Raw genomic sequence first — 13,378 nt, 5'->3', positions numbered from 1 at the left:
ATGGAACGGCGGACGGAGACCCAGGCTCTCCCACGGGCTTGGTGTCCCAAAGGTGCAACGGTCTTCCATCCGCCACCGCAACAGGCAGTACTACGCCAATAGCGGGTAAAGGGAAGTTACAAAGGTGGCCCGAAGGGTCGGATGAGGGGGCCGCACGGCACGCCATTCATGATTGCCCTTCGCATCCGCTCCGTGCATTCGCGGCTTCGCCGCTCACCCCCTCATCTGCCTGCTGGCATCTTCTCCCCGTTGGGCAGAAGGCAATCGTGGCGGCACCTTACTCCCTCCTGTGCTTGCCACAGGCGAGAGGGTGGAATTCCCTCATGAAAACCGGGTGATCACACTGATCCCCGTCGCCTCTGCCTTGTCGAGCGCCATCAGCGCCGGCACGGCCTCCTCCAGGCTGACCCGACGTCCGATCAGCTTCTGCGGCGCGATCTTGCCGGCGGCGAGCATCGACAGCATGGCGTCGTAGCGCCAGGCCTGCATGCCGTGGCTGCCGTAGATCTCCAATTCGTGGCCGATCACCTGCGCCATCGGAATCTGCGGCGTGGCATGTTCGCCGAGCATCAGCCCCACCTGCACATGCCGGCCGCGCCGGCGAAGATTCTTGATCGAGTTGAAACAGGTGGCGGGATGGCCGAGCGCGTCGATCGAGACATGCGCGCCACCCTTGGTGATCTCGCGCACCGCCTCCGCCACGTCGGCGACGCCTGAGGCATCGACCGTTGCCACTGCCCCGCATTCTCTGGCGAAGGCAAGTTTCTCCTCGGAGATATCGATGCCGATCGCATTCGCCCCGAGTGCGGTGGCGATCATGATCGCCGACAGGCCGACGCCGCCGCAGCCATGCACGGCGATCCATTCGCCGGGTCCGGTCCTCGCCTGGTCGGCGACGGCTCGAAACGAGGTGGCGAAGCGGCAGCCGAGGCTTGCCGCCGTCGCATCGTCGATCGTATCGGGCAGATGCACCAGATTGGTGTCGGCATAATCGATCGCCACATATTCGGCGAACGATCCCCAATGGGTGAAGCCCGGCTGGAACTGGTTGGGGCAGACCTGCTGGTTGCCGGAATGGCATTCGCTGCAATGGCCGCAGCCGGAAACGAACGGCACGGTCACCCGGTCGCCCACCTTGAAACGCATCACGCCGCGGCCGGTGGCGACGATCTTTCCGGCAAGCTCGTGCCCCGGCACATGCGGCAGGCGGATATCGGGGTCGTGTCCCATCCAGCCGTGCCAATCGCTGCGGCAGAGCCCGCTGGCGCCGACCGATATGACGACGCCGTCCTCGGAAGGCGTCGGATCGGGCAGGATGCGAATCTCGGGCGCCTGTTCAAAGGCTTCGTAGAACATGGCTTTCATCGGTGTCTTCCTTGTTCAGTGATTGCGCCCATGATGCATCCGCCAAGCTGCCATTCCAACATCCATTCCCATCACTTTTGCTGATGCACCCATCGCTCAAGTCACCGTTGTCGCGCACGAAAATTGCGGCCAGGCGTCATCCTCCGGCATTTTCTTGCTTCCATGTTTCCGGTCTGGATTTATCCTTGACCCGGCTTGCCGACGGGGTTTTTGCTCAACCAGCTTTTTAGGGAGGGCAGCATGGCCGTCGATACATCACCGCGTTCAACCACCTGGACTCACGTCGACGGGGAATGGCTCCCCGGCAATCCGCCGCTGATCGGGCCGACCTCGCATGCCATGTGGCTGGGCTCGACGGTCTTCGACGGCGCCCGCTGGTTCGACGGCATTGCGCCGGATCTCGACCTGCACTGCCAGCGCATCAACCGCTCGGCGCTGGCCATGGGCCTGAAACCGGTGAAATCGGCTGAGGAAATCGCCGCACTCGCCTGGGAGGGTGTTGCCAAATTCGAGGGCGCGACGCCGATCTACATCAAGCCGATGTATTGGGGCGAACATGGTTCGCCGGGCAGCGTCGTTTCCGTCGATGCGGAATCGACCCGCTTCGCACTCTGCCTGTTCGAGGCGCCGATGGGCGGCCATGGCGGCACCAGCCTCACCGTCTCGCCCTATCGCCGCCCGTCGCCGGAAACGGCGATGACCGAGGCGAAGACCGGCTCGCTCTATCCGAACAGCGGCCGGATGATCGCCGAGGCCCGCAGCCGCGGCTTCGACAATGCGCTGGTGCGCGATCTCAACGGCAACGTCGTCGAGACCGCCTCCTCGAATGTCTTCCTGTTGCGTGACGGCGTGGTGATGACGCCGGCCGCCAACCGCACCTTCCTGGCCGGCATCACTCGCGCCCGAGTCATGGGCCTTTTGCGCAAGGCCGGTTTCGACGTCGTCGGCAACGCTGTCGGTCGAGGACTTCCTCGCAGCCGACGAAATCTTCACCACCGGCAACTATTCCAAAGTCGTCGGCGTCACCCGCCTCGACAGCCGCGATTTTCAGGAAGGCCCGGTCACCCGCAAGGCGCTGGACCTCTACATGGACTGGGCCCACGGACGAAGCGAGAGTGAAGAGTGAGAAGCCGCTGCAATCGATCCAGTCAATCGATTGCAGCGACGAACGCCCGAAGCGCAAGCGAAGGGCTGGCGCGATCCCGCCGGCAAATCCCAGCCTGCGTCCACCCCCCCTCTGCCCTGCCGGGCATCTCCCCCACAGGTGGGGAGATCGGCAGGAGGTCATGCCTCGCTCTAAAATGACGACGTCTGTAAGGCCCGTTGTCTGGGGAAACCATCGCCCCATCCGATCTCTCCCCTTGTGGGGAGATGCCCGGCAGGGCGGAGGGGGTGCCATCGACCCCCGAGCCCATTCTAAAAAAATGTGAGAGCAGGCCTGCTTCAGGCCCTCACGTCATCCACTTCCGATGCTCCGCAAATCTCTCCGCCAACAGATCGATGAACAGCCGGACCTTGGTCGTCAGGTGGCTGCGGTTGGGGTAGACGGCGTTGATGTTGAATTCCACCGGCCGGTAGTCCGGCATGATCTTCACCAGCCGCCCTTCGGCGATGTCGTCGAACACCACGAAGCTCGGCGCCAGGAAGATGCCCTGCCCATTCAGCGTCAGGAAACGCAGCATTTCGGCGCTGTTGGAGACGACGTTGCCGCCGATCTTGACACTCTCCTGCTTACCCTCGCCATCCTCGAAGCGCCATTCGTCGCCATAGGGGTAATAGGCATATTGCAGGCAATTGTGATCGGCGACCTCGGCCGGGCTTTTCGGCATCGGGTGGCTCTCGAAATAGGCCGGCGAGCAGACCAGCATATGGCGCCAAGGCGTCAGCTTGCGGGCGACCAGCGACGAATCCGGCGGCGGCACGGTGCGCATCACCAGGTCGTAGCCGTCTTCGATCATGTCGACCATCCGCTCGCCGACGCTGAAATCGAGCGCGATCGACGGGTAAAGCTCCATATATTCGCTGACGACAGGCAGCAGGAACCGCACGATGGCGCTGCTGGTATAGACCTTCAGCGTGCCGCGCGGCGTCGTGTTCAGCGCCCCAGCCGTCCGATCCGCCTCGTCGAGTTCGGCGAGGATCTGCGACGAGCGCTCATAGTAATATTTGCCGGTTTCCGTCAGGCTGACCTTGCGTGTCGTGCGGTTGAGCAGCCTGACGCCGAGCCGGTCCTCCAGCGATTGCACGTGATTGCCGACCATGGTCACGGACATGTTGAGCCGGCGCGCGGCAGCGGAAAACCCGCCGCATTCCACCACGCGGCCAAAGACGGCGAGGCTTGTCAGTCGATCCATATTGTCTCCGGATTATCCGCTGAGAGTTGATGATCCTTCCCGATATAAGCAGATTATCAGAATGATTGGCAGGGTGCATTTTCCTTCTGGCCCCGCAGAAACGGGGCGACAGACGAAGGAGAAGGACGATGGTCGAGTTACCCCGCAAGGATGTTTTCGAAACTGCCGGACAGGCCGAGTTGATCTTGGCTGACGAAACCGCCCGGGCGCCCGTCGCCGAGGCGGCTCCCATGCCGGTCGCCGAAGCGCCGGTTTCCGACGCTCCCAAAAAGGCCGGCCGCGCGATATTCAAGCGCGCCGTCGTTGCCGCCGCGCTGCTTGCCGGCGTCGCCTTATCAGGCGATTTCGGCTACCGCTACTGGACGGTCGGCCGCTTCATCGAATCCACAGACGATGCCTATGTGAAGGCCGATTACACCACCGTCGCCCCGAAGGTCGCCGGCTATATCAGGCAGGTTCTGGTCAACGACAACGACGCGGTCAAGGCAGGCCAGGTTCTTGCCAGCATCGACGATCGTGATTTCCAGGCCGCACTTTCCCAGGCGAGAGCCAATCTGAAGGCGGCCGAAGCCGCCATCACCAATATCGATGCCCAGATCGCCCTGCAGCAGTCGGTCATCGGGCAGGCGAGGGCGACGATCGATGCTTCGCAGGCCTCGCTGGATTTTGCCGTCTCCGACGCCGCCCGCTCGGCCCGCCTCATCAGCAATGGCGCCGGCACCCAGTCGCGCGCCGAACAGACCCAGTCGGCCCGCGACCAGGCAGCTGCCGCCGTCGAGCGCGACCGGGCGGCGCTCGTTGCGGCGGAGAACAAGGTGCCGGTGCTCCAGAGCCAGCGCGAACAGACGGTCGCCGAGCGCGACCGGGCAGCTGCGGCGGCCCAGCAGGCCGAACTCAATCTGTCCTATACTGATATCGTCGCCGCCGTCGACGGCACGGTCGGCGCCCGGTCGATCCGTGTCGGCCAGTATGTCACCTCGGGCACGCAGCTGATGGCGGTGGTGCCGCTGCATGCCGTCTATGTCGTCGCCAATTTCAAGGAAACGCAGCTGACCTATGTCCGTCCCGGCCAGTCGGTCGAGATCAAGGTCGACAGCTTTCCCGATATATCGATCAAAGGTCATGTCGACAGCGTTTCGCCGGCAAGCGGCCTGGAATTCTCGCTGCTGCCACCGGACAATGCCACCGGCAACTTCACCAAGATCGTCCAGCGCATCCCGGTCAAGATCGTCATCGACGACCAGGCGCTGAGCGGCCTGTTGCGCTCCGGCATGTCGGTCGAGCCCGAAATCGATACCAAGGCTGCCCAGAGCGGGGCTGTTCAGGCGTCCAAGGCAGCCGAGGGGGGATTATCCAGCCACGCTGGATGATCCTTCTCCAAATTCCCGAATTATCACCCGAACCTCGTCATGAGACAGTTTTCCGCAAGAGCCGGAAGGAGATACGTCATGGCCACTCTTCAGATCGCCGCCAACAGCAATTCGCGCAAGCCCGCCGCTGCAGCGCCCGTGCCCGCAGCCCTGAGCCCGCTTCGCATGTGGACGGCCGTTGTCGGCTCGACGCTCGGCGCCTTCATGGCGGTGCTCAACATCCAGATCGTCAATGCCTCGCTTGCCGATATTCAGGGCGCCATCGGCGCCGGCAGCGATGACGGCGGCTGGATCTCGACCTCCTATCTGATTGCCGAGATCGTCGTCATCCCCTTGAGCGCCTGGCTGGCGCGGGTCTTTTCCCTGCGCAACTATCTGCTTGTCAACGCCATCCTCTTCCTGATCTTCTCCATCGCCTGCGCCTTTGCGGCCAACCTGCAGCAGATGATCATCCTGCGCGCCATTCAGGGCTTTTCCGGCGGCGTGCTGATCCCGATGGCCTTCACCATCATCATCACGCTGCTGCCCAAGGCCAAGCAGCCGATCGGCCTTGCCCTCTTTGCCCTGTCGGCCACCTTCGCGCCGGCGATCGGCCCGACGATCGGCGGTTACCTCACCGAGAACTGGGGCTGGGAATATATCTTCTACGTCAACCTGGTGCCGGGCGCGCTGATGGTCGCCATGCTGTGGGCCTCGCTCGACCGGGCGCCGATGAACCTGAAGCTGCTTGCCAAGGGTGACTGGCCCGGCATCGCCACCATGGCGATCGGGCTCGCAGCCCTGCAGACCGTGCTGGAAGAAGGCAACAAGGAAGACTGGTTCGGCTCCGATTTCATCCTCCGCCTGTCGGTTATCGCCGCCGTGTCGCTGACCCTGTTCATCGTCATCGAGCTAAGGGCGGCCCATCCGCTCCTCAACCTGCGCCTGCTGCTGCGCCGCAACTTCGGCTTCGGCATCGTCGCCAACTTCCTGCTCGGCATCGCGCTCTATGGTTCGGTCTTCGTGCTGCCGATCTATCTGACCCGCATCCAGGGCTATAATTCCGAGCAGATCGGCATGGTGCTCGCCTGGACAGGCATCCCGCAGCTGCTGCTGATCCCGCTGGTGCCGCAGCTGATGAAACGGTTCGACGTTCGGCTGCTGATCATCGTCGGCTTTGCCCTCTTTGCCGCCTCGAACTTCATGAACGTGCATATGACCGGCGACTATGCGAGCGACCAGCTGTTCTGGCCGAATATCGTCCGCGCCATCGGCCAAGCGCTGGTCTTCACCCCGCTCTCGGCGATCGCCACATCAGGCATCGAGCAGGAGAATGCCGGTTCGGCTTCGGCGCTCTTCAACATGATGCGCAATCTCGGCGGCGCCGTCGGCATCGCCTCGCTGCAGACCTTCCTGTCGAAGCGCGAACAGTTCCACTCGAACATTCTGACCAACTCGGTCTCGGTCTTCGAGGAAGCCACCCGCGATCGTATCGCCAGGCTCACCGGCTACTTCATGAGCCACGGCGTCAGCGACCAGGCGCTCGCCGCCACAAGGCCGTCGTCGCCATCGCGCTCAAAATACGCAAGCAGGCCAATATCATGGCCTTCAGCGACACCTTCTTCCTGCTCGGCGTCGCCCTCGTCGTCGCCCTGGTTGCAAGCCTGCTGCTCAGGAAACCCGGTCAGCTCTCAGGTGGCGGTGCTCACTAACCCCCGCGCGCCCTTAAGGAGGACAACGCCATGATATCAGCGATCCATGCTCCCGATCTCGATCGGTTTCAGCCAAAGGCCGCCGGCCATGCCGTCAGCGCCGGGGCGCTGCTCTCGATCATCGAGTGGCTTTCCGGCGATGAGTGCCATGCGCTCGACGAAGCGGGCCTCGTCTCCGGCCTCGGCCGCAGGCTTCAGGCGCTCGGCCTGCCGGTCGACCGGTTGACCCTGCATCTGATGACGCTGCATCCCGAGTTCATCGGCCGGACCATCGCCTGGGCGCCGGGCGAGCCGGTCGAGATCCACGACCGGGAACACGGCGCGCGGGTCGCCATCGCCAATACACCGCTGCGCAAGGTCATGGAAACCCGCGAACCGCTGGTCGTCGATACAAGAGACAGCGTGCATGGCCGCTGGCAGCATATCGATGTTTTCGCCGATCGCGGCCTGATGCAGCTTGTCATCGCGCCGCTCTGCAATGTCGACGGTCCGGTTAGTGCCGCCGTCTTCGGCACCAGGCGACCGGGCGGCTTCACCGCCTCGGAGCGGCAGCTGATAGAGCGCATCCTGCCGGCGCTGCGCAACACCAGCGAGCTGCGCATCCTTCGCCAGGTCGAGCTCAGCCTGCTCGATACCTATATCGGCCCGCTGACGGCCAGCCGCATTCTTGCCGGCCGCATCCGCCGCGACGAGATCGAATCGATGGAGGCGGCCCTGCTGCTCTGCGATCTGCGCGGCTTTACCGAACTGTCGAATCGGCTGCCCGGCAGCACCGTGCTCGGCCTGCTCAACGCCTATTTCGACAGGATCGTGCCGGCCATCACCCGCGAGGGCGGCGAACTGCTGAAATTCATGGGTGATGCCGTGCTCGCCTTTTTCCCGGGTTGCGACGCGGCCAATTCCTGCGGCGCCGCTCTTGCCGCGGCCCGTGCCATCCTCAATGAGATCGACCATTTCCAGTATGAGGGCATCGCCGTAAAGGCCGGCATCGCCCTGCATTACGGTGAGGTCAGCTACGGCAATATCGGCTCCGGCCGCCGCCTCGACTTCACCCTGATCGGCCGCGACGTCAACCTGGTCAGCCGCATCCAGACCGCCTGCAGCGAGTTGGGAGAGGTTTTGCTGATGTCGGAGCCGTTCCGCCAAGAGGCGGGGGCAGGGGATGTGGTGTCCGTCGGGGCGCATGGGCTGAAGGGGTTTGCGGAGCCGGTGGAGTTGTTCACGATCGTGCGGTAGGTGTGTGGTAGGACCCCAGGGCAGAGGGGGTGCCACACCTCTCACCCTTCCGCTATCTTCCTCCCATACTGCGCCAACCCCACAACACCGAGGAAGAATCCCATGACAGTACTGTCCGACGAACAAGGCGAGATTATCCGCGAGTTGGGCGTCGCCGCCGATATCGATCCCGATCACGAGATCGAGCGGCGAACCGATTTCCTCAAGGATTATCTCGTGGCCTCGGGCCTGCGCGGCTATGTCCTCGGTGTCAGCGGTGGCGTCGATTCGCTGACGGCGGCCCTGATCGCCCAGAAGGCCGTGCGCGAGCTGCGTGACAGCGGCCATAAGGCCGAGTTCATTGCCGTGCGCCTTCCCTATGGTGTCCAGGCCGACGAGGCCGATGCGGAGAGGGCGCTTGCCACGATCGGCGCCGATCGTTCGATGGTGGTCAACATCAAAGAGCCGGCCGATGCGATGCTTGCCGCGGCCCGTAGCGGCGGCCTTGCTTTTGCCGATGCCGGTCGCCAGGATTTCATTCTCGGCAACATCAAGGCCCGTCAGCGCATGATCGCCCAGTTCGCCCTTGCCGGCGCGCTCGGCAGTCTCGTCATCGGCACCGATCATGCCGCCGAGGCGGTCATGGGCTTTTTCACCAAGTTCGGTGATGGCGCAGCCGATATCCTGCCGCTCGCCGGCCTCAACAAGCGCCGGGTGCGCCTGCTGGCAAAGCGGCTCGGCGCGCCGGATGAGCTGGTGTTCAAAGTGCCGACCGCCGATCTCGAGGACCAGCGGCCGTTGCGCCCCGACGAGGAGGCCTATGGCGTCAGCTATGACGAGATCGACGATTTTCTAGAGGGCAAGCCGGTCGGCGAGATCGCCCGCCGCCGCATCCTCGCCGCCTATCGCGCAACCGCCCACAAGCGCGCTCCGCCGGTTGCCGTCAACGCGCTGTGAGGGCAGGCCTGAGATCGGGATGCCGGGTTTGCCCTTGCCCTAAGCGGTCCGCGAACATGCCGGCAAGCCCCATACGGGAGATTGAGACGGCAAGCTGCCGTTAGAGCATGATGTCCTCCGAAAACTGTGAGCGGTTTTCGGAGGACATCATGCTCTGTCTCCCTAAAAGGCCGGGACGATGCCCGGCCTTTGATTGTTTGGTTCATGCGGTAACGCTAAGAACGATCTTGCCCTTGGCGTGCGGCCGGGTTCCCTCCAGCATCTCATGCGCAGCAATGGCTTCGGAAAGCGGCAGCACGGTGCCGACTTGGGTCACGAGCGCGCCTGATTCCACCATCGCCGCGATGTCGGCGAGCTGTGCCGTCGTGACCTCGACCAGGAAGAAGAGGGCCTCGACGCCGTGCGCCTTGGCAAGCTCCTGGTCCGGCTGTGATACTGCGGAAACCAGCCTGCCGCCGCGCTTCAGCACCGCAAAGGAGCGCGTCTGGGTTTGCCCGCCGACCAGATCGATGACGGCGTCGACCTCGTGGCTCAAATCCTCGAAACGCTGGCTGCGGAAATCGATCACCGTATCGGCGCCGAGTTTGCCGACCATCTCGACGTCGCCGCCGCTGGCCGTCGCAATGACGGTAAGCCCGGCTTTGCGGGCAAATTGCACCGCATAGGCGCCGACATTGCCGGCCGCGCCATGGATCAGCACGGTCTGCCCAGCGTCAAGCTTCGCATGGTCGAAGAGCGCCTGGCGCGCCGTCACCGCGATCACCGGGATCGATGCCGCCTCGATGTCGCTGATCGTCGCCGGCTTGCGGGCGATCATGCCGGTGGCGGCAATGGCATACTCTGCGTAGGCGCCGACAAAGCGCTGATTGGTAACGCCGTAGACGGCATCGCCCCGCACCACATGGGTGACATCAGGCCCGACGGCTTCGACGGTGCCCGAGAGGTCGGAGCCGAGCGTCAGCGGCAGCGGCTGGGGCAGGGCGCTGTGGCCGGAGCGGATCCAGCCGTCCCACGGTCCGACACCGGCTGCCTTCACCTTTACCAGGACCTCGCCTGCAGCAGGCATCGGGCGTTCGATTTTTTCTGGTACAATTGCCTGCGGCGGGCCAAAGGCATGCACTCTATAGGCCGTCATCGTCTGGCGCATTGTCATCTCCTATCGTTGGGGAGCCGGCTCTTCGGCTATCACGGGAGGCAAGATGCAGTCGGCGCAGCCTTTCGATAATCCGGGAAGTTCGAGAAGGATCATCCGGCGCCGGCGGATAATCGCCGGCGCCGGCAATGCCGTCAATTGCCTTTCACGTAGCCGAGCGCCTCGACGATCCTGCCGTGCGCCACCCGCATCAGATTGACGCCGCGCACCGATTGCCCTTCGTCCTCTCCCCAGCAGAAGCGCCAGAGGAGGATACCGCGTTCGCCGGTGACGATCATGTCCTCGGAAACGAACCAGGTGCCGGGGGTGGTTGCGATCCAGCTCCAGAGTTCGATGCAGGCCGCGCGTCCGACATGGCGGGATCCGTTCGGCGCCGGCTGCGTGTTCTCGACGATGCAGTCTTCGCCGACAAGTTCATCGAGTGCTGCGGGATTGTGCGACAGGAACACATCGTTGAACCGCCGCAGGATCGTCTCGGTCGAAGCCGCGTTCATGGCCGCACCGGCGATCCCGTTCGCCCCGACGAGGCGACATAGGCATGCGGCGCGAAATAGACGCCGTCGGCATCGAAGGCTTCGAGATCTTCGGCCTGCATCGCCTCGCGCACCTTCGGGCGTTCGGCCACGCGGCCGAGGAAGCCAAGCAGCGCCGGCCATTTTCTGAGATCGACATCGATCCAGGGCGACCAGTTCAGGCAGACGAAGAGATAGGCGTCCGCCACCCTGAAGGCATCGCCGGTGAGGTAGGGTCCGGCAATGCGGCCGTTCAGCCAGGTGAGCCGCTTTGAGATTAGCGCGCGGATCTCCGCATGGACGCTTGAGTAAAGCGGGTTGAACAGCATTACCATCGGCTTGTGCAGTTCGGCGGTGATGAAATTCAGATAGGATTGCACCTCGTTGCGGCTGATATTGCCGACCTCGGGCAGCATGGCTGATCCCTGCGGCACGCTGTCGGCGAGGAATTGCACGATCGCCGGCCCCTCGGTCAGCACTTTGCCGTCGTCGAGCAGCAGCGCCGGGACATAACCGTTGCCGTTGATCGAAAGGTAGTCCTGCCCGTCGCTCGTTCTGTTGGTTTGCCGGTCGACCTCGACCAGTTCGATATCGAGCCCCAGCTCCCGGCAGACGATATGCGGCGACAGCGAGCAGGCAGCGGCGTTCATATAGAGTTTCATGGCGATTTCCTCTCTCAGTTCCTCTCTTGGCGCAGCCGGTCGATGCCGGCTGTTCATGTCATTGAACATTTGTACTGTTTCGCATAAAATAACGTTCGTCAAGAATTTAATGCGAAACGGTACAAAATATGAAGGATGAAAAGAAGCGCGGCCGCCCGAGGGGTTTCGACGCCAAGGCCGCACTCGCCAAGGCGCGGGATGTCTTCTGGGACAGGGGCTTTACCGCCGCCTCGCTCGACAATCTGAGTGCCGCGACCAAGCTCAATCGTCCGAGCCTCTATGGCGCCTTCGGCGACAAGGAGGATCTCTATCTCGATACGCTGGAGGGTTACCGGCAGGACGGCATGGATGCGCTGGCTGAGGCGCTCGATCCGTCACTTCAGCTGCGCGACAATCTCGCACGCGTCTATGCCGGCGCGTTGGCGGTGTATCTGCATGGTGAAACCGCCGCGCGCGGCTGTCTCCTGATCGGCACGGCAACGGTCGAGGCGGTCGAGCATGAGCGGGTCCGCGAGGTGCTTGGCCGCAGCCTCAGCGATTTCGACGGCGAGATCGAAAAGCGCATGCGCCTTGCGGTTCAAAGCGGCGAGCTTCCGCAAGGCGCCGATCCGCAGATGCTGGCAATGCTCGCCTCCGCCGTCATGCATTCGCTCGCAGTCCGCGCCCGCGCCGGCGACAGCCGCGAGACGCTGGAAGCGATCGCCAGCTCAGGCGTCGAGCTGATCTGCGGGAGCGTCCAGCGAAGCTGACTGGGGGTCCGTCTCGGCATCCCGCGGCCGCACCATCCAGGCATAGGCAGCACCGCCGAGAAGCAGCACCGAGGTGCCGAGGAAAACCGCCCGCATGCCGATATGGCCGCCGACAAAGCCGCCGAGGACCGGACCGGCCACCTGGCCGATATATTGCGAGGAGATGGAAAGCCCGAGAATGCTGCCGGCCGCGCTATCCGGCACGCTGTGGCGGATGACGGCGGCGATGCAGGGCAGGAGCCCGCCGAGTGCTGCGCCCATCAGGAAACGCAGGACGATCAGCTGCCAGGAACTGGTGACGAAGGCCTGCGGGATCAGCAGCAGTCCGGCGACGGCGAGCGCGCCTGAAATCACCGGCCAATGGCCGATCCGGTCGGCAAGCTTGCCGAGCCGCGAGGCGGAAAGAATGCTGCCGAGGGCGGCGGCCGACATGACGATGCCCGAAATCATCGTGACTTGGTCCGCGACCGGCACGATCTGCGCGACATAAACGGTGATGATCGGCTCGATCGACATATTGGCGAACATCAACAGCATGCCGGTCGCCAGCATGGCGATCACAGGCCGTTTGTCGCCGATGGATTTCCAGCCGCCGCTGGCCTTGGCCGCCTGCTTGCGGGCCGGCGACTTCTCCTCCTTGATCAGCAGGATCGTGGCGAGAAAGGCGAGGAAGATCATGCCGCCGGCCGCCAGAAACGTGGCGCGGATGCCGATGACCGGCGGCAGCGCCCCGCCAATCAGCGGCCCGACGAGATTGCCGGCCATGATGCCGGAAGAGAGCACGCCGAGCGCCCAGGCCGAGCGGTCCTTCGGCGTCTGCGTTGCCACCAGCACCATCGAACCGGAGGCATAACCGCCAGCAAGCCCGACGAAGAGGCGCAGCGCCACCAGCTGCCAGACATTACCGGCCATGCCCATCAGCGAGATCGCCACCGTCATGCCGAGGCTGGCGCGCACCAGCATCAGCTTGCGACCGTAAATATCACCGAGCCGTCCCCAGATCGGCGCGACGAGAGCCGCGGCCAGGAAGGTGGCACCATAGGCGATACCAGACCATTGCACGATCGCCGCATGGTCGCTGACGCCGAGTTCCTCGACATAGAGCGGCAGGAAGGGCAGCAACAGCGTCATCGCCACGATCGTCGTGAAAGAGCCGACCAGCGAGATCGCGAGGTTGCGCTTCCAGTAGATCGAGCCTGCCCTAGCGCTCGCCGCGTCCAATTGAGTATCGGTCATTCCTTGCCTCGGCGTCGATCATGAAGGCGCAGTTGCGCGGCAATCTGGATCATCTCGGATAAAAGTGTTAGATATAACTGATTGCATAATGCAATCGGATAATCGGAGGATATT

At 63.6% G+C, this 13,378-nt stretch carries 10 protein-coding genes and 2 pseudogenes; 6 read left to right on the top strand and 6 right to left on the bottom strand.

Annotation, left to right across the window (positions count from 1 at the left end; all coding sequences use genetic code 11):
* Window positions 1-321: 321 nt before the first annotated feature.
* Entirely contained in the window at window positions 322-1,365 is a 1,044-nt protein-coding gene (locus HJB84_RS04530; RefSeq protein ID WP_221115356.1) for a zinc-dependent alcohol dehydrogenase family protein, read from the bottom strand.
* A gap of 240 nt (window positions 1,366-1,605) precedes the next feature.
* Between HJB84_RS04530 and HJB84_RS04525 the strand changes: the two are divergent.
* Window positions 1,606-2,491, top strand: a pseudogene (locus HJB84_RS04525) (branched-chain amino acid aminotransferase).
* Between the two features lie 325 nt (window positions 2,492-2,816).
* On the opposite strand, the gene HJB84_RS04520 reads toward HJB84_RS04525, so the two are convergent.
* A complete protein-coding gene (locus HJB84_RS04520; RefSeq protein WP_221115355.1) occupies window positions 2,817-3,719 on the bottom strand; it encodes a LysR family transcriptional regulator in 903 nt (300 codons plus the stop codon).
* 128 nt (window positions 3,720-3,847) lie between these two features.
* Between HJB84_RS04520 and HJB84_RS04515 the strand changes: the two genes are divergently transcribed.
* The 4 genes and pseudogenes from HJB84_RS04515 to nadE all read left to right on the top strand — a co-directional run bounded on the left by HJB84_RS04515 (window position 3,848) and on the right by nadE (window position 8,952).
* Complete coding sequence (locus HJB84_RS04515; protein ID WP_221115354.1) at window positions 3,848-5,089, top strand: HlyD family secretion protein; 1,242 nt, start codon at window positions 3,848-3,850, stop codon at window positions 5,087-5,089.
* Between the two features lie 78 nt (window positions 5,090-5,167).
* A pseudogene (locus HJB84_RS04510) lies at window positions 5,168-6,780 on the top strand (MDR family MFS transporter).
* Between the two features lie 30 nt (window positions 6,781-6,810).
* Complete coding sequence (locus HJB84_RS04505) at window positions 6,811-8,016, top strand: adenylate/guanylate cyclase domain-containing protein (RefSeq protein ID WP_207583469.1); 1,206 nt, start codon at window positions 6,811-6,813, stop codon at window positions 8,014-8,016.
* Window positions 8,017-8,118: 102 nt separating this feature from the next.
* Window positions 8,119-8,952, top strand: coding sequence for an ammonia-dependent NAD(+) synthetase (gene nadE / locus HJB84_RS04500; RefSeq protein ID WP_221115353.1), 834 nt, complete (start codon window positions 8,119-8,121; stop codon window positions 8,950-8,952).
* Window positions 8,953-9,154: 202 nt separating this feature from the next.
* On the opposite strand, the gene HJB84_RS04495 is transcribed toward nadE, so the two are convergent.
* From HJB84_RS04495 to HJB84_RS04485, 3 genes are all read right to left on the bottom strand, one after another.
* Window positions 9,155-10,105, bottom strand: a complete 951-nt coding sequence (locus HJB84_RS04495) for an NADP-dependent oxidoreductase (RefSeq protein ID WP_259669661.1) — start codon at window positions 10,103-10,105, stop codon at window positions 9,155-9,157.
* A gap of 134 nt (window positions 10,106-10,239) precedes the next feature.
* A complete protein-coding gene (locus tag HJB84_RS04490) occupies window positions 10,240-10,599 on the bottom strand; it encodes a nuclear transport factor 2 family protein (RefSeq protein ID WP_221115352.1) in 360 nt (119 codons plus the stop codon).
* Window positions 10,596-11,279, bottom strand: a complete 684-nt coding sequence (locus HJB84_RS04485; protein ID WP_221115351.1) for a glutathione S-transferase N-terminal domain-containing protein — start codon at window positions 11,277-11,279, stop codon at window positions 10,596-10,598. Before HJB84_RS04485 ends, HJB84_RS04490 begins: the two co-directional genes overlap by 4 nt.
* Before the next feature lie 128 nt (window positions 11,280-11,407).
* Between HJB84_RS04485 and HJB84_RS04480 the strand changes: the two genes are divergently transcribed.
* Window positions 11,408-12,028 carry a TetR/AcrR family transcriptional regulator gene (locus HJB84_RS04480; protein WP_207583474.1) on the top strand — a complete coding sequence of 207 codons (621 nt, stop codon included), beginning with the start codon at window positions 11,408-11,410 and terminating at the stop codon, window positions 12,026-12,028.
* Here the strand turns inward: HJB84_RS04480 and HJB84_RS04475 are convergent.
* Complete coding sequence (locus tag HJB84_RS04475; protein WP_207583475.1) at window positions 11,987-13,264, bottom strand: multidrug efflux MFS transporter; 1,278 nt, start codon at window positions 13,262-13,264, stop codon at window positions 11,987-11,989. The two genes, HJB84_RS04480 and HJB84_RS04475, sit on opposite strands and share 42 nt — an antisense overlap.
* Window positions 13,265-13,378: the final 114 nt, after the last annotated feature.

It is taken from the genome of Rhizobium sp. NZLR1b (assembly GCF_019685155.1).
In the GTDB taxonomy this organism is placed as follows: domain Bacteria; phylum Pseudomonadota; class Alphaproteobacteria; order Rhizobiales; family Rhizobiaceae; genus Rhizobium.
The sequence above is the reverse complement of the archived record's forward strand: the minus strand, read 5'-3'. Positions and strand labels throughout refer to the sequence as shown.